Source organism: Dysgonomonas hofstadii (genome assembly GCF_014196915.1).
Lineage (GTDB): Bacteria > Bacteroidota > Bacteroidia > Bacteroidales > Dysgonomonadaceae > Dysgonomonas > Dysgonomonas hofstadii.
The window spans coordinates 346,151-362,054 of the sequence record NZ_JACIEP010000002.1 but is presented as its reverse complement, the minus strand read 5'-3'; the positions used below and the strand labels follow the sequence as shown (position 1 = coordinate 362,054).

Below are 15,904 nucleotides of genomic sequence, written 5' to 3'. Positions count from 1 at the left end.
ATAGAAGATAAATCAGAAAACAATCTTAGACTATTACCCTATAGAACAAATCTATGATTTTATTCCACCACATTGTATTATTATAAAAATGTTGGGTGCATTTCTTGCATTGGAATTTAGAAAAAGCAGGGTTAAAAACATTGGGATTTTGATACATCTTTGTACCTTTGTCTCTAGCTAATCAATCTGCTCAAAGCGGAGTAAAACAGAGAAGTTGACTCGTTACTTATCCGTTACCTATTTTGAGTTGCAGTCGACGCAAATAGCTGATTCAGAGATGGATGATTCGGGTGTGTAGGCTGGTTTCTATAGCGTTACCCATTCTTTTTTGATTTAATTATCTGTACAGAATTTATCAATGAAAATTACTTTTCATTATTACTCACCAGATATTTAATAAGCGCATAACTACCCAAGACCTGTATCAGCATACCGGGTACTGCAAGCCTGAAGTCCTGCATCCCTTTAAAGAAACTACCTTCCAAAGCCCATTCAGCCATAGAGCCTACTATCTGATAAGATAATACAACACCGATAAGAATCGGAATGGATATCTTTCCGAATTTATGAGCTGCGAATCCGGCTGCTCCGGCTAACAATACAGATTTGATAAGTATAATGGGCAGTACTGCCGCAGAAGGCATGCCAAACAAAGCAGAGTTGATTAACGGAGAGAAAACGGCAATTAACAAACCGGCTTTCCAGCCATATTTATACGCTCCGATAAGCGTAAAAAAGTATATAGGCAATAAGATTTTACCTCCGTTGGGTACTAAGTGGCAAATCTGTGGCAACAGCAGGTTACCCGCAATAAAAAGTGCTGCAACCAAATAAATTTTTACAGTATTGTAATTCAGCGTTTGAAGTCTTAACGTCGTTGCTTCCATATTCATTTTTAAGTTATTCTTGTTTGAAGTTGTTCTTCCAATTGTATGATAATTACACTAATCATCAAAATTCTATATTTTGTTTCAGTTGTTCCGCATATTTATCTACCCGCCGTAATTCTTCGGTAATTTTAATTCTTTGCGGACATTTCGATAGACATTCATTACATTCTATGCAATGGGCAGCCTGCCGTAATTTATCAACACGCCTGTCATATCCTATCAAAAACTCCCTGCGGGCTTTCTTATAACCTTCATCATTGGAACTCTTAAGAATGTTTCCGGCGCTTACACAGCGGTTATAGTGGGTAAAAGTCTGAGGAATATCAATACCATATGGACAAGGCATACAATACTGGCATTCTGTACATTGGATATAGTCCGAATTGATTAGAATATCCGTTACCTGTTGCAACACTTTATATTCCTGCTCATTAAGTGTTTCTAGTGGCGCGTATGTACGGATATTTTCCTGTAAATGTTCCATATAAACCATTCCACTAAGTACGGTTAGTACATTTTCCTGAGATCCGGCATAACGGAATGCCCATTTCGCGGCACTATCTTCGGGGTGAACCTCTGTCATCAATGATAAAGCCTGTACAGGTACCCGCGCAAGCCGTCCCCCCAACAAAGGTTCCATAATCATTACCGGAACCTCTTTCTTTGTAAGTTCGGCATAAAGATATTCGGCATTTACATTCATGCCGGTTGCATATTTCCAGTCCTGATAATTGAGCTGAATTAAACAGAAATCCCATTTAACATCTGTTGCCAGTACATAATCGAAACCTTCTTTAGTTCCGTGAAATGACCATCCCAAATTGCGGATACGTCCTGCTTCACGTTCTTTCAGTAGAAAATCGAGTAGTTTATTGTCGATAAACCGGGCATGAAAATCTTCGATACTCGTACCAACCATATGCAACAGATAGTAATCCAGATAATCGACCTGAAAATCTTTCATTGATTTTCGATACATAGCAACCCCTTCTTCAAATGTCCGGTTCCGGAAATTTGACATTTTCGTAGAAACGAAATATTTATCGCGGGGATGGCGGCTTAAGGCAATACCTGTAGCGGTTTCCGACCAGCCGCGGACATACACGGGAGATGAGTCGAAATAATTAACACCATGCGCTATGGCATAATCTACCAGTTCGTTGATAGCATCCTGATCGGCTTCTTCTTCACCATTCGCATTTTTACTTAACGGCCACCGCATGCATCCGTATCCGAGAAGCGAAACTTTGCTCCCATCTTTCGGATTGGTACGATAGGTCATTTTATCTGTTGGTACTTCGCCTATGGTACCGCCTGTAGCGGAAACTTTATTGTCAGGTTTGCAACCTGTCATTATAGCTGTGGTAGTAACCGTACCTGCACCTACTGCTTTTAAGAAACCTCTGCGACTTATATTTTTATTATTTTTCTTCATAACCAACTTTCTAACAATTAAACAGAATGATGTCTTACATTACCTTCAATATAAATAGCGCTGAACGGACGTGCCGGGCAATAGTATTCACAAGCCCCGCATCCGATGCATAATTCTTTATTGATTACAGGTGTTTTCAGTACTGGTGGCTGTTGGCCGGGAGGTCCCTGTTGAGGGGTATTTTCTTCTTCCGGATGAACAGGAATAAGCGTAATAGCTTTGGTCGGACAATGGCGCTCACAGGCAGTACATGGTACTTCATCCCTATTTACCACGCAATTGTCTTTAATCCATACAGCCTGCCCAATTGAGATTGCAGTCTTATCGGCAGTCGTTATTTGTTTGATTGCTTTGCTTGGGCATACTTTTGAGCATTCGACACATTCAGGCCGGCAATATCCCCTTTCAAAAGACATTTCCGGTTGCATCATTGTCGAAAGCTTATTGGAAGGGCGCAATATGTTATTAGGGCAAATCGTTACGCATAACTGGCAGCCTGTACAACGGCTGTTAAAGTTCTTTTCCCCCTCAGCACCAGGCGGAACGATAGGAACTTTTCTGTCAGGTATTTTTTTATCCTGTATTTCGGCTAATCCGCCATCTACATGCAATTGTTGTGCTTTAACTGTATTAGCAAGAAGGAACAGTCCTGTAATAGTCAGAAAGTTTTGTCTTGAAACACTGTTGGTTTCTTCATTCTCAACAATTGATTCGACTTTGTTCTTATTTTCTTTCCCTGTGCTTATTTTTAAGGGAGTATATTTTATTGCTCCGGCCTTGCATTTTTCAATGCAGTTGAAACAGGTTATACAACGGCTGCTATCCACAGACATATTCTTTGAATCTATACAGGAGGCTTTACAATTCCGCTCACACAACCCGCATTTGGTACATTTTTCAGCATCAAATCTCAGCCTGAATATAGAAAAGCGCGATATAAAGCCTAAGACAGTTCCTACCGGGCAAATCGTATTGCAATAAGTGCGGCCATTGCGCCATGCCAGTATTCCGATTACAACAAATGTAGTGACAGCGATAAGGAAGGTAGCGGTACTCTTTATCCATATATCCGTCGAATAGAATGAGTAACTGTCTGCCCGTCCGGCAAAATAGGCAAGTATATTATTTATCCCCTGATAGACCGGTGAAAACAAATTATTGGCAACCCGCCCGTAAGCTCCATAGGGGTCAAGTAACGCAACCAATGAGCCCATGCCTAAAGCGAAAGCTGCTATGGCTAATATCAATACACCATAACGAAGCCATGGCAGGGCACGGGAAAAAGAAAAACGTTTTTTCTTATTAAATCTCCGGGACAATCTTAATGTTATGTCCTGAAAAATACCCAGCGGACAGATTACAGAACAGTAAATCCGCCCGAAGAACAATGTCAGCACGATTAGCCCGATAATTACTCCGGTATTGAGAGCCAGCAATGCGGGAAGAAACTGAATCTTAGCCAACCAACCGAACCACTGATGAAGCGTTCCCGTAAAATCGAGAAATAGCAACGTGATGAGTAAAAAGCAAATAACCGCAAGTATTAACCTGATTTTCTTTAGCATTATATTCGTGTTTTATATTTCATGCACATGAATCCTGATAGTAAAAAGTATCAACAGCAGGGTCCTTTTGTATGGTACTGCATCCGATGATTGACGCTTTGCACTGATTATGTTTTTTGTGTATTTGTTCATTGAAATTCAGTAATTCAAGTACAAATATTCAGTGTTTTTTAACAAGTTGTTATTCTTGTCTGACCAACACGAAAAAATTATCAATAAAAACGAATTAGGATACGAATGACCAGAATAGAAATATAAAGAGCAGCCTGAAACAAGCTGCTCTTCGAAAAAAATATATGAATATCTCTTGCTAATCAGGAGTCTGGGTAACTTTCTGTATTATTTTTCATTCACAACCCACATTTTGAACTCCGAAGCTTTATTTTTGCTGATATAGACACGTTCGGGAACTTCAATATCAAGAGTAATAAGCAGGCGGTTGTCAAACCAGATTGTTATATTTTTTACACTATCACGTGATATGATAAACTGTTTGTTTGCCCTGTAAAAATCAGCAGGATTCAGTGAAACTATAATTTGCTCCAATGTTTTTGAATAGGGGTAGGATTGACCGTCTTTCATATATATCCTTGTGCTTTTATCACTTGTATAAAAGCAGGAAATCTCTTTAAGGTCAGCCGGAAGCAATTTATCTTTAATCGGGACTAATAGTTTGTCTTTGTAGTTCGTTGTTGGTGTTAGGTTTGTCAATCTTGACAAATAATCAACAATGTCGCTTCTCGTCCACTTGCTCAGCTTCACCAATGCACGCTTTAATTCTTCGGGTTTAATAGGTTTGAGCAGGTAATCCACGCTATTTACTTTGAAAGCATCGATTGCATACTCATCATAGGCAGTAGTGAAAATAATCGGGGTTTCTACCTCAATAACATCAAAAATAGCAAAAGCGGAGCCATCGGACAGATGGATATCCATCAGTATAATATCAGGCAGAGGATTCGTATATAACCACTGAACCGTTTGCTTTATACTCTCTGTATTTCCTAAAACTTCGATGGAAGGATCTACCTCATTCAGAATATCCACAAGGTTTTCGTAAGCGGCCGTTTCGTCTTCTACTATCAGTACTTTCATTGTTTTATGATATTAGCGGTAAATACACATAAAATACATCCTCCTTGTCTTCAATCCTGATTTGCTTATCCATTAGCAATGAGAAACGGTTATTCAGGTTCACAAGCCCTGTCCCGTTTGTTTCAGCAGGTGCTAACTTCGGATATTTAGGATTGGAGACAACCAACTCTTTCCGTTCATTCAAGCGGATTGTAACCACCATTTTATGCTCACTGTCAATTGTATTATGAACAACTACATTTTCTATAAGCGGGAGAATGGACAGCACAGGCAGTTTACTGCATAACATTTTACTGTCTACATCAACATTGAATTGCAGTTTGTTTGCAAAACGTACTTCCATCATGTAGCGGAATGCCTGTACAAACTCCAGTTCTTCTTCAAGGGTTACAAATCCTTTTTTATCGCTCTGTAATATATAGCGGAATACATCCGACATCTTATTGACATAGGTGAGTGTATTTTCATCATTCTTTTTCCGGATAAGAGCCGTTAATCCGTTTAATGAATTGAAAAAGAAATGCGGGTTAATCTGATTCATCAGGGCATCGTAACGGCTCTGGAGATTCTCTACTTTCAATCGCTCGATTTCCTGTTCCTTTTTTCTTTGTACATTATACATCAAATAAATATGTCCCACGAATGTACTTAGGAAGCAAACCACAAAAAACTGAAAGACCAGAATGCTTCCAAAATGGCTTGCTTTGGGATAAAAGGTGAAGGTTATCGCCACAAGAATGCCATAGGCAACAGCACTGATTATCGCTGTATATAAAAAGCGTTTGTTAAATGATTGTGTGCTGAATTTGTCCAGATTAACCTTTATCAATGCGAAGATTAATGCACTGAAAAATACATAGCGGAAACCGAAAAAGGCTAAATGATAAATCCGTTCCGTACCTTTTATAAAATCCAACTCCCATGGCAGACATGCGATATTGGGATAAACAATAAAAACAGCACTAATGACACTAATCAATAGTAGTTTGGCTGTCGTATATTTTGTTAATAGCTTTATTTCCATACTTTTTATACAAATATAATAGATTCCTAAAGTTAGGCAATCTTTACTTTGTTCATATAATTATCAGACTATCACGAAAAAGACAGGATTAAAGAGGAATATGTATTGAATTTATGAATGAAAATTTTAATCAAAAAAGCGTGGACCACATTTGCTTTTTTTTACAGGAGGCACTGGTATGCCCGAATAAAGAAAAGCCGCAATCCACGTCCTATATTCATAGCGCATGAATTCCAGACTCTTTTTCTTCTTTATTCTAGAAAATTACCAGTTTTCCCGTAAAAAGATGGAGAGTGGATTCAGTTATGTCGTATATTCAAGTAATATGGTAATTACCTGTTTCATGTGTTTCCACCCAGCGGAAACAATCCGTTTTATTTTATAATGCATTCGTTTTGTCTTTGCTTCAGGTTTTTGTTCATTTATAATTTATCTTTTATCATTATCCGTAAATACATCGTCTTTATTTAAGTAATCCAGCAGGGCTTTCTTTAATTTGTCCAGGAACTGAGCCGGGTTACTCCGGTTTCTCAGGTCGTAGAGCGTACGCGAGAAATCCCCCAGTTCAATATTAAACGTATTTTCTATACGCTTTTTATATTCCTTACGGGTTAGCTTCCCTCCATTGAGGGCCCCGACCAGTAATAAGGGGCCGGATAACTCCGTCAGGTCTGTCTTGGAGAATGTCCAGAACAATCCCGTCTTCACTTGCCCGTTTATCCCTGCATCGTCATCGACACGGTCTATCTCCTCCAGCAGCCACGTCTCGAGCATGTCGTAGGCCAGTATCCGGGTGACCAGGCGGTCACCGCCGCTGGAGAACTCCGCATCCCTGTCAAAGCTGAATACACCCTGTACATACTAACACGATATAACAAAGGCTGATACTGTCAGAAGGCTGCGTGTGTGCCCGGACTGCCTATCCTTTTTACCAAAGCGCATACCTCCTCGTTGGCCCTGTCCAGCCGGGAGAGGTCGGTATAGGTGACCTTCTCGCTGCTGTGCCCCAGTCCTTCGCTGATAACCCACAAAGGCGTATCCCTGCTCTTGGCGATAGAAGCCCAGCTGTGGCGCGAGACATGGGTGCTCAAAGCCATATTGATTCCCGCTTCCTTTGCCAGCTTTTTCAGACGGCGGTTCTGCAGATACAGGGCATTCTCGTATTGCAGGCGTGTATACTTATCCTGACGGGTGATAATGGGGAATACATAAGGGGAATTTACTGTTTCCTTGGCAAAACTGTCTATGATATCCTGCATCAGGGAAGTAACCCTGACCTCAATCAATCCCCCTGTTTTCTTCCTGTAATAGCGTATAACCCCGTTTGTGATATTTTCCTTTTTCAAATAAGCTAAATCTACAAAGCTCATACCCCGGGCATGGAAGCAGAAGGTGAACAGCCGCCAGGAGGTATACATGGCAGAGGGGCGTGTTTGGACAGGGCAAACACCCTGTTCGAGCCACAGGTTATAGTCCAGGTTCTGCAGGCGTTGCATCTGTGAAGCATCCAGGGCACGCTTCTGCGTCTTATATACGCCGGTGAAGACATGCCTGAATGGGTTTTTACGCCCTTCTTCGACCAAGCCTTCTTCTATGGCTTTGCGGTAGATGGCACGCAGGTTGCGCATATAGAAGGAAATCGTGTTGGGTGACCGACCGTCTTCCCGCAGCTGACGTTCGAAAGCTTCCATGAGGCTGCAGGTGATACTTGTAAAAGGGATGCCCTGCTTTCCAATGAATGCTGACAGTCGTTTGACAGCAGAGCGGTAGGCGCGGGCGGTGCGTACCCGGCCGGCAGCTTCCAGCTCTTCGGCCAGGCGAAGGCCATAGTCCGACAGGTTATTGCTGTTGTAGCGGAAGTGGCGGATAAGCCCCTGCGCATTCAGGAAAGGTTCATCCGCAGAGCCGGTGATACGTTCGAAAGTTTCCCGTACATCCTGCATATACTGCCGTACATCATCCAGGCGGGAGGGGACATCTGCCCCCTGCTCCAGCAGGTTGAAATCATCCCGCGAGAGACGGAAGGGGGTGGACTGCGACTTGCCCTGCCTCCGGTGAATGATACGCAGGCACAGGCGTCCCGGGTAATCCTCCCCACGACGCGAGGAACGCAAATAAAAGGTTAAACTTGCCATAATTCTTTTTGATTTTTTGATTTAAAGGGTTTGTGAATTTGTCTGTTTGCTTCATTATTGAAACAAAGATAACAACATAACAATTATTAGGTAAGGCTAGTTTAGTGGGGAAAATGTATTGGGAATATCAAAGAATGAAAATTAATTGTCGTAATTGCCACAAATAATATTTATTTTTATTTTCAAAAAGCAATCTTTATTAAGAACATGAAAAGGAAAATACTTTTATTAATGCTGATTATGTGTAGTGTATCTCAAATATATGCACAAGAAAAGCAACTCCAAATTCGTCCCAAAGCCCTTGATATAGGAGTCTATGATTACAGTAAAGTAAAAAGGAATCCGCATAAGGTTTATTATGAGCAGGAAGCAGAACAAAAATTCAGTGAGTTACTGATGCAAAACGAGAGGCTCAAAGATTCTGGGATATTTGGAGAGTATATTAAACTGGAAAATGATAGTACCATATTCTTTAGAGAACAGGAAGCATACGAATATTGTCCTGAATTAAATTATGTAATGATAACGGGAGGGCATGGCTTTGTTTCTGCATACGACTTAGTCAGCTTGGAAGAAATCTTTGTTAATCCGTCAAGTTATGTCTATTCTCCATCCAAGAAATACAGGTTCGGGACATTTGAATATGATGGAGTCCGGTATTATATTGAAGTAGAGGAAGGAGAAACATATGTTCCTTATCTTCTCGCGTACGGGGGAAAAGGTGAAATGTCCGGCATTTATTGGATTGACGATGAAACAATTTGCTATTTAAAAGAATATGAAAAAGCCGATGGTTCTAAATATCATATCGGCTATTCTACAAAATTTTATAAAGCAGAAGCTGCACCTACGCAGTAGGGATACATAGATGCTTAATCTATAAATATTATCAGCAAGAAAAGAGTATGAATATCGAAGAATTCCGGGAATATTGTTTGTCAATCAAAGGCAGTGGCGAGTCTCTTCCTTTTCTGGGACATAATGTTTTAGTCTTTAAAGTAATGGATAAAATGTTTGCATATATTCCATTAGAACCCAAAGACGGGATATTCAAGGCAGACCTGAAATGCAACCCTGAAAAGTCGATTGATTTAAGAGAAAGATACAATGGCATAACCGGGACTGATTTTAAAACTCCCTTATGGAATTTGGTGACTTTAGACAGTGATGTACCGGACGATTTGATTAAAGAACTAATCCGGCATTCGGTGGACGAAGTAATTAAAAAACTTCCAAAGCGAAAACGGGAAGAATATTTGAATTTATAAATTGATGAAAGTTTTAATCAAAAACTGTCGGAGAATGTTATATAAGAAAAAGCTTATGAGCATATATGATTTTAAAGTAAAAGATGTTCAGGGAAACGATGTTTCACTTGATGCTTACAAAGGAAAAGTGTTACTGATTGTAAACACAGCTACCAAATGCGGATTTACCCCACAGTACAAGGACTTACAGGATTTATACCTCAGGTATAAAGACAAGGGATTCGAAATACTGGACTTTCCCTGTAACCAGTTTGGCTCGCAGGCTCCGGGCACAAACGAGGAAATTGCGGATTTCTGTGAAATGAAATATAAGACAACATTCAAAACTTTTGGAAAAATAGACGTAAACGGGGACAATGCCGACCCGCTGTACAAATATCTAAAATCCAACAGCAAAGGATTTTTGGGTGAAGCTATTAAATGGAACTTTACCAAATTCCTGATTGATAAACAAGGGAATATAACAGACCGATATGCCCCGATAACAAATCCCGCAAAGATTAGCGGTGATATTGAAAAGCTTTTGGATGATATAAAATAAGGTTATTTAAAGAAAACTTTTCCCTTTCAGTCAAAGACCTCCAAGGATTTGTGAGAGGCCGTTTGTCTAAAGGGAAAAATTTTGTTATTGGAATGGGTAGCTATACACTGATGTTTTGCTTACTGCTTATCCTTATTTTGCTGTTCGTAGTGTTTCATTGTATGGATATCACAATATTTTTGAACAAACGCCCGGATATCCGATGCCCTGTAGTAAGGCCTGTTATTTATCTTAAAATAAGGCAATTGTTTCTTTGTGTGGTAGCGTTGTAGAGTCCGGTAAGATACTTTAAGCAGGAAACACAGGTCCTGGTTATCCAGTATTTTATCATCATCGCCCAGTATATCTTTGGTCGCAACCAACGATTTAAGGTCATTGCCTATTTCATTTAATCTCTTGGACAGCTTCTCCATCCAGCAGATAAAATCTTCATTATCTAAATACATACTTAACCCGTAGTGCATTTGGATAAATAAAAAGAAGTTGCTCATTATCAATTAAATGATTATATTTAATTGTATCTCACGCAATTAAATAACATGAACAACTTCATTCGAAATTACCGAAAAATATTGAAAACATTGCAACAAGTAGAACCTAAAATGAATTTTTTGAATCAAATACGTAAACCAAAACTCTCAGATATAGAGTTGATTGCTATCGACTTAACCTCTGAGTATATGAGTATTGATTCAGAATATCAATTATTTAGAATACTTCCGTCATGTTTATCTAATAAAATAGAACGTAGCGTCTATAATAGGCGAAAGCGAAAGCTGTTCTCTAAAAGAGAGTCTATTCGCAAGAAATTGGCAAACAGAATTTCATCAAATGATTATTATATTGTGGACAGTATGCCGTTGGAGATATGCAAACTAAGTCGAAGTTATCGAAGTCAAATATGTAAAGAAGAGTACGAAACTGCACCAGACAAAGGGTATTGTGCTTCTCAATCAATTCATTATTATGGATACAAATTGCATGCGATATGCACCATTGACGGAGTATTTACGGATTTTGATTTGACACAGGCATCCATACATGATATTCATTATCTTAAAAACATAAAATCACTCTATCAAAATTGTACTATTTTAGGAGATAAAGGGTATTTAAATATTGATTATCAAAGGGATTTGTTTTCATCGAATCAGATTAAGCTTGAAGTCCAAATGCGTAAGAATCAACATGATTATAAACCTCAGGCATATATTTTCAGAAAATCAAGGAAACGGATTGAGACCTTGTTTTCACAATTATGCGACCAATTTATGATTCGCAGAAATTATGCTAAATCCTTTGATGGATTCAAAAACAGAATATTATCTAAAATAATGGCTTTTACCATTATACAACTGATAAATAAATTAAATAACCGGAATATTAACAATTTAAAAATACGTATTGCCTAAATGCACTACGGGTATACTTATTACTTTTTGTTTACCAACCGGGTATAAATACAGGCAATGCTTTGATTCTATAGTACTGCATAGATACCGGTTGTTACTAAGTTGATTCATTCCAATCGATTGGTTGATACAAAGTTCTGTAAATTAGATAACCCGGTTTACAAAGTTGGAATAACTATTTTTTAATTATTTTGTATTAGTCAGATTATAAGGCATGTAAAAACAATTAAAAGTCTTTCAGATACGGTTTACAAGAAATAAAAAGTTGGAATGGAATACAGATAGAAGGTCAAAGCTGACATGTAATTCTCAAAATTCAGCAATCCGCCAAAGGCGTATAATATAATATCTTACCTTTGCCACATGAAAACAGATGAACAAACAATAAGTATATTATCCAATCTGGGAATTGACCACCTGAATAAAATGCAGGTAGCAGCCCGGAATACAATAACCAATAAACAAAATACACTGTTATTGTCCCCGACAGGTTCGGGAAAGACGCTTGCTTATTTGCTTCCTGTCCTGCAATTATTGAAAGAGGATATAAAGACCGTGCAGTGCCTGGTCATAGTACCTTCACGCGAACTGGCTCTCCAGATAGAGCAGGTATGGAAGAAAATGGGAACAAAGTTCAAGGTAAATGTATGTTATGGCGGACACTCCATTGATACAGAACTAAAAAATCTAAGCAACCCTCCGGCCCTGCTTATCGGAACGCCGGGACGGTTGACCGACCATCTGGAGCGAAAATCCTTTGATACCGGTTCTATTGGAATATTGGTGTTGGACGAATTTGACAAATCGCTGCAACTGGGTTTTCAGGAAGAGATGAATACGATTATCGGTCAACTGCCCAACCAGGAAAAAAGAGTTCTCCTTTCAGCAACTTCCGATGTGGAGATTCCTGATTTTGTAAATATGGAATCGCCTGCAATTCTTGATTATATAGAGGAAGAAAAGAATGATGCACTTTCCATCAAACTTGTGTTATCCCCTGAGAAAGATAAGATTGAATCTTTGTTCCAACTTATATGTTCCCTTAATTCCGAGCCTGCGCTTATTTTCTGCAATCACAGGGAAGTTACAGAACGTATCAGCGATTTACTGAATAAGAAAAAGATACAGACCGGATATTATCACGGAGGTATGGATCAGGATGACAGGGAAAGAGTATTGGTACAATTCCGGAATGGAAGCTTAAATTATCTGGTTACAACCGATTTGGCGGCCAGAGGGCTTGATATACCCGAAATGAAACATGTCATACATTATCATCTTCCGGCTAAGGAGAGTGAGTTTATCCACCGCAACGGACGTACTGCACGTATGCACGCTTCGGGAACAGCCTATATTATACAGTTCAAAGAAGATAAGGCACCGGATTATATCCCTGAAAACCTGGATATACTACAACTCAAAGCAGGGAACCCGTTACCAAACCGTCCTGAATATCAGACTATCTATGTCAGTGGTGGCAAGAAAAACAAACTGAATAAAAGCGATATTGTCGGTTTCTTTTTGCAAAAAGGGAAACTGGATAAATCCGATTTAGGACTGATCGAAGTGAAGGACTTTATATCTTTTGTGGCTGTCCGCTCATCTGTCGTAAAAACCTTGTTGGCTAATATCAGGGACGAGAAGATGAAAGGTAAGAAGTATAAGATAGAGGTTGCGAGGAATGTTATCAAAAAGGTTGACTGATAAACATAAGCCTCTACACGGTTTTTGTCTTATTACTATGTTGGAAACTTTTGAAAAAACATAAACCACAATGGAAAAAATAAAGGGAATGCTTACAGAAAATCCCAGCTTATTGGGGTTGGTTTTCGTGGTATTTGGTGTAGTTGGCTTATTGGGTGCAATTTTCAACTGGAAATGGTTGTTCAAAGACGTGAGCGGAGTAACATACAGCCTCAAAAAGATAGACGGCTGGGTAAATATGTTTGGTGTAAAGACCGCTCGCATTGTTTACGGCATCCTTTGCGTAGTGGTAATCCTTACAGGAGCGCTCTGGTTCTTTTTAAGCACGTTCGGGAGATGAGATATAAATATAACAAAACTGGCCGCAAATACGACCAGTCCTGCTAGATATCCAATTATTGAACATAAAATTCTTTCATATCATTAAATTCCTTGCTGACCTTATTTACCTCCTCCTTTATCTTCTGATTGAGTACACGGGCGTAAATTTGCGTGGTAGTGATATTTGTATGCCCGAGCATTTTAGATACACTTTCTATCGATACACCTTTGGTCAGCATCACGGAGGCGAATGTATGGCGTGCCATATGCGTGCTTAGCCGTTTGTTGATGCCGCATAAGGTTGCAATCTCTTTCAAATATTCATTCATCTTTTGGTTGGTATGGATTGGGAGTAGTTTCCCTTCCAGATGCTTATATTTATCAAGAATCATTTGGGGAACTTCCAACAATGGGATATTTGCTTGAACAGAGGACTTCTGACGATAAAGGCGAATCCATTTCTGTCCGAATTCATCTTCTATGAGATTGTCTTCCGTGAGGTTAGCTGCATCTATATAGGCTAATCCGGTAAATATTTGGAACAGAAACACATCGCGTACTTCCTCCAGTCTTTTAGCTCCAAACTTTTGGTTCATAAGTTTTTTGATTTCCGACTCCAATAAATATTCCTTATCGACAGGTTTGTAACCGAGCCGATAATCAGCAAATGGGTCGGTTGTAATATACCTGTTCTTAAAAGCTTCGCCTAATATTTGTTTCAGGTATCGCAGATGTTTGACTGTAGAATTATGTCCGCAGTCGCATTTCGAGCGAAGATAAGTTTCATAATCAAGTACGAACTGAAAGTTTATATCCCGGACAGGAATATCTTTCTTTTTGTATTGATATTCCAGATAATCTTCCATTCGCTTTTTAGTAGCAGTATATTTACATAAGGTAGTGTCACGGATAACCTTACCAACAAGGTTCCGTTTCTGTTCCACTTTCTTATCATACAGCATAATTAATGTGTATTGCTGTATCTCTATACCTAAGTATGAATCCCGCAGTTTTTCAGGAGTTACATAACCGTCACGGTCATATAGGTTATCATAGTGCATTTTTAAGTTTGCACGGATCTTGTCTAGCATATCATTTGCGTCTTTTGCATCCTTGCTTCTTCCTGTTACCCTCCCGATGGGATTCCACAAGGTAGGGTCAACAGTAACTTTTGAATTAAACTCCACAAAATCTCCACCGACAGTAATGCGAGCCATTACTGTAGCTGAACCGTCTTTGTTAAGCCTGGTTTTTCTAACTAAAAATAATACACGGAAAGTTGTTTTCATTTCTTTTCTCTTTTAATTCGACAAATTTATTACTCGAAACCAAGAGATTAAGAACTCTGAAAGTGGACAAAAGATGTCATATTAAGACAATGTAAATCATTAAGTTACCCCGTAAATCGTGTACAGAATTTTGAGGTCTGTTTTGTACACGATTTGTACACGGATAGGTTGTCTCAACATGTCAATTTTTGTCTTGTTTTGTCAATCGTGGAAATAAAAAAAGTCTGACTATCTACTGATAATCAGACTCTTTGTCTTTTGTTGGCTTTCTTTGTCTTTCGACATTTCCACCTTTCGGTGGGCGTTGACGGAAAGGGTATCCTGCGTTGCTACTTTGCATGGGCTCGATGTTGTTTTTCCGAGTAAAATATATCACAAATATATTTTCAGCCGACTCAACTTTTATAGCTGTATGATTGCTGTAAGTAACGCAACAGCAAAAAAAGCCGTTAGTCTGGGCATAAAACCGGGAAAAATAGTCGTGATTTCAAACGGGGTAGATATAACCCCTTCCCATGACATTTCAACAGAAGCATTCCAAAACTGGCTATCTGCCAGACAAATAGATTTAGCAGGCCGGAAACTGTTGATAATGATGGGCAGACCTGTCCGCCGGAAGGGCTTTACATGGTTTGCCGAACAGGTACTTCCTCTTTTACAGGACCAGTTTTATCTGGTTATTGTGGGGCCTTTCCATCAAAGGGCAACTTTATCCGAGAAAATTATTTATTCACTGCCAAAAGGATTTAGAAAAAAAATGATGCTTTTGACCGGATACTTCTCGGATGAAAGACAATTACGAAAAGTGATAAACAATACGACAAATATTAAACATCTTGGGCGCTTACCTTATCCCGAAATCGAAATATTATTAAGTAAAACGGATGCCTTTCTGATGCCGAATATTCCGGTTGACGGAGATATGGAAGGATTCGGATTGGTATGTCTCGAAGCATCTGCACACGGCTCATTAGTCTTTGCTGCAAATATTGATGGTATCTCCGATGCTATTATGGATGGAAAGAACGGGTATCTTTTGCCCTCTGAAGATTCCCATGCATGGGTAGACAAGCTGATTGAGTTGTCCCTGAATCCCGATTCATTCCAACAGTACAGGCCGGTATTCAGTCAATATACGATAGACAATTATAGTTGGACGAAAATGGTTTGTAATTATCACATGGTTTTTATGAATCTTAGTGACAGTCATAAATAAAAGCCGCTT

At 39.2% G+C, this 15,904-nt stretch carries 15 protein-coding genes and 1 pseudogene; 7 read left to right on the top strand and 9 right to left on the bottom strand.

Features of this window, described 5'->3' with window-relative positions; translation table 11 throughout:
- Nucleotides 1-365: 365 nt before the first annotated feature.
- The 7 genes and pseudogenes from GGR21_RS03525 to GGR21_RS20875 all read right to left on the bottom strand — a co-directional run bounded on the left by GGR21_RS03525 (nucleotide 366) and on the right by GGR21_RS20875 (nucleotide 7,952).
- Nucleotides 366-887 (bottom strand): ECF transporter S component, encoded by a 522-nt coding sequence (locus tag GGR21_RS03525; protein ID WP_183305963.1) that lies wholly within the window; start codon nucleotides 885-887, stop codon nucleotides 366-368.
- A gap of 64 nt (nucleotides 888-951) precedes the next feature.
- On the bottom strand, nucleotides 952-2,325 hold the full coding sequence (locus GGR21_RS03520; protein WP_183305788.1) for an aldo/keto reductase: 1,374 nt from the start codon (nucleotides 2,323-2,325) through the stop codon (nucleotides 952-954).
- A 17-nt stretch (nucleotides 2,326-2,342) separates the two neighbouring features.
- Entirely contained in the window at nucleotides 2,343-3,890 is a 1,548-nt protein-coding gene (locus GGR21_RS03515; RefSeq protein ID WP_183305787.1) for a 4Fe-4S binding protein, read from the bottom strand.
- A 339-nt stretch (nucleotides 3,891-4,229) separates the two neighbouring features.
- A complete protein-coding gene (locus GGR21_RS03510) occupies nucleotides 4,230-4,985 on the bottom strand; it encodes a LytR/AlgR family response regulator transcription factor (RefSeq protein WP_183305786.1) in 756 nt (251 codons plus the stop codon).
- A gap of 4 nt (nucleotides 4,986-4,989) precedes the next feature.
- Nucleotides 4,990-6,009, bottom strand: coding sequence for a sensor histidine kinase (locus tag GGR21_RS03505; protein ID WP_183305785.1), 1,020 nt, complete (start codon nucleotides 6,007-6,009; stop codon nucleotides 4,990-4,992).
- A 429-nt stretch (nucleotides 6,010-6,438) separates the two neighbouring features.
- Nucleotides 6,439-6,843 (bottom strand): annotated as a pseudogene (locus GGR21_RS03500) (RteC domain-containing protein); the annotation flags it as partial.
- 56 nt (nucleotides 6,844-6,899) lie between these two features.
- Nucleotides 6,900-7,952: a tyrosine-type recombinase/integrase gene (locus GGR21_RS20875; protein WP_262890042.1), complete on the bottom strand. Its 1,053-nt coding sequence runs from the start codon at nucleotides 7,950-7,952 to the stop codon at nucleotides 6,900-6,902.
- Between the two features lie 399 nt (nucleotides 7,953-8,351).
- Here GGR21_RS20875 and GGR21_RS03490 point away from each other — a divergent pair, with 399 nt between their 5' ends.
- Genes GGR21_RS03490 through GGR21_RS03480 form a run of 3 tightly spaced genes read left to right on the top strand, consistent with a single transcriptional unit; the run spans nucleotide 8,352 to nucleotide 9,953 of the window.
- Nucleotides 8,352-9,002, top strand: coding sequence for a hypothetical protein (locus GGR21_RS03490; protein WP_183305783.1), 651 nt, complete (start codon nucleotides 8,352-8,354; stop codon nucleotides 9,000-9,002).
- 47 nt (nucleotides 9,003-9,049) lie between these two features.
- Nucleotides 9,050-9,412, top strand: a complete 363-nt coding sequence (locus tag GGR21_RS03485) for an MmcQ/YjbR family DNA-binding protein (RefSeq protein ID WP_183305782.1) — start codon at nucleotides 9,050-9,052, stop codon at nucleotides 9,410-9,412.
- A 55-nt stretch (nucleotides 9,413-9,467) separates the two neighbouring features.
- On the top strand, nucleotides 9,468-9,953 hold the full coding sequence (locus GGR21_RS03480) for a glutathione peroxidase (protein ID WP_183305961.1): 486 nt from the start codon (nucleotides 9,468-9,470) through the stop codon (nucleotides 9,951-9,953).
- A 119-nt stretch (nucleotides 9,954-10,072) separates the two neighbouring features.
- On the opposite strand, the gene GGR21_RS03475 is transcribed toward GGR21_RS03480, so the two are convergent.
- Nucleotides 10,073-10,399, bottom strand: coding sequence for a helix-turn-helix domain-containing protein (locus tag GGR21_RS03475; protein WP_183305781.1), 327 nt, complete (start codon nucleotides 10,397-10,399; stop codon nucleotides 10,073-10,075).
- A gap of 93 nt (nucleotides 10,400-10,492) precedes the next feature.
- Between GGR21_RS03475 and GGR21_RS03470 the strand changes: the two genes are divergently transcribed.
- From GGR21_RS03470 to GGR21_RS03460, 3 genes are all read left to right on the top strand, one after another.
- On the top strand, nucleotides 10,493-11,365 hold the full coding sequence (locus tag GGR21_RS03470; RefSeq protein WP_183305780.1) for an IS982 family transposase: 873 nt from the start codon (nucleotides 10,493-10,495) through the stop codon (nucleotides 11,363-11,365).
- Nucleotides 11,366-11,728: 363 nt separating this feature from the next.
- Complete coding sequence (locus GGR21_RS03465; protein WP_183305779.1) at nucleotides 11,729-13,069, top strand: DEAD/DEAH box helicase; 1,341 nt, start codon at nucleotides 11,729-11,731, stop codon at nucleotides 13,067-13,069.
- Between the two features lie 70 nt (nucleotides 13,070-13,139).
- Nucleotides 13,140-13,409, top strand: a complete 270-nt coding sequence (locus GGR21_RS03460) for an Imm17 family immunity protein (protein ID WP_183305778.1) — start codon at nucleotides 13,140-13,142, stop codon at nucleotides 13,407-13,409.
- A 55-nt stretch (nucleotides 13,410-13,464) separates the two neighbouring features.
- Here GGR21_RS03460 and GGR21_RS03455 read toward each other — a convergent pair whose 3' ends face one another.
- Nucleotides 13,465-14,679: a site-specific integrase gene (locus tag GGR21_RS03455; RefSeq protein ID WP_183305777.1), complete on the bottom strand. Its 1,215-nt coding sequence runs from the start codon at nucleotides 14,677-14,679 to the stop codon at nucleotides 13,465-13,467.
- A 271-nt stretch (nucleotides 14,680-14,950) separates the two neighbouring features.
- On the opposite strand from GGR21_RS03455, the gene GGR21_RS03450 reads away from it, so the two are divergent.
- Nucleotides 14,951-15,895 carry a glycosyltransferase family 4 protein gene (locus GGR21_RS03450; RefSeq protein WP_317169857.1) on the top strand — a complete coding sequence of 315 codons (945 nt, stop codon included), beginning with the start codon at nucleotides 14,951-14,953 and terminating at the stop codon, nucleotides 15,893-15,895.
- Nucleotides 15,896-15,904: the final 9 nt, after the last annotated feature.